The sequence below is a fragment of the Pseudoalteromonas sp. SG44-8 genome (assembly GCF_014164125.1).
Classification (GTDB): Bacteria; Pseudomonadota; Gammaproteobacteria; order Enterobacterales; family Alteromonadaceae; genus Pseudoalteromonas; species Pseudoalteromonas rhizosphaerae.
The window spans coordinates 1-755 of record NZ_JACJEQ010000081.1 but is presented as its reverse complement, the minus strand read 5'-3'; the positions used below and the strand labels follow the sequence as shown (position 1 = coordinate 755).

At 41.1% G+C, this 755-nt stretch carries 2 tRNA genes and 2 rRNA genes; all 4 read right to left on the bottom strand.

Going from position 1 to position 755, the window contains the following annotated elements:
• Nucleotides 1–100: ribosomal RNA gene (locus H5163_RS21070) — 23S ribosomal RNA — on the bottom strand; the annotation flags it as partial.
• A 303-nt stretch (nucleotides 101–403) separates the two neighbouring features.
• A tRNA-Ala gene (locus tag H5163_RS21065) sits at nucleotides 404–479 on the bottom strand.
• Between the two features lie 46 nt (nucleotides 480–525).
• A tRNA-Ile gene (locus H5163_RS21060) sits at nucleotides 526–602 on the bottom strand.
• A gap of 76 nt (nucleotides 603–678) precedes the next feature.
• A 16S ribosomal RNA gene (locus tag H5163_RS21055) occupies nucleotides 679–755 on the bottom strand; the annotation flags it as partial.

The following is a 755-nucleotide window of genomic DNA, read 5'->3' as shown; positions in this document are numbered from 1 at the left end:
AGTGCTTTTTACTAGCTTGACTAGGCTTATCGCAAGTTAATACGTCCTTCATCGCCTCCAACTGCCAAGGCATCCACCGTGTACGCTTAGTCACTTAACCATACAACCCAAACGGGTCTTTGTTTTGTGACAGTTTAACTTCGCCAGAAGTTAATATTGAATACTAAAGTAGATACCAATCAACAAACGTAAACGTTCATTAAATGGCACTGAATGATACTGCTATCATTCTTTTTTACTTTTGAAAACTCTGTACAAATACACTGTATTTATACGAATTTTATTATCAGCTTTTCCAAATTTTTAAAGAGCAAGAGATACAAAAACCTCTCAAAATTAAACACACTCTATTCTCAGGCGATTATGCTGCCCGATAAAAGAATATTTATTTTTAAGAAGTAAGTGGTGGAGCTAAGCAGGATCGAACTGCTGACCTCCTGCGTGCAAGGCAGGCGCTCTCCCAGCTGAGCTATAGCCCCACATATGCTGGTACTTATTGTTTGATTACCGACTTCGTTGAAGAAGTGGTGGGTCTGAGTAGATTTGAACTACCGACCTCACCCTTATCAGGGGTGCGCTCTAACCAACTGAGCTACAGACCCAAACAATAAGTGTTTGTTCTCTTTACAATAACAATCATCTGTGTGGACACTACGAACAAATAAGTTCTAAATCGTATAAGGAGGTGATCCAGCCCCAGGTTCCCCTAGGGCTACCTTGTTACGACTTCACCCCAGTCATGAATCACTCCGTGG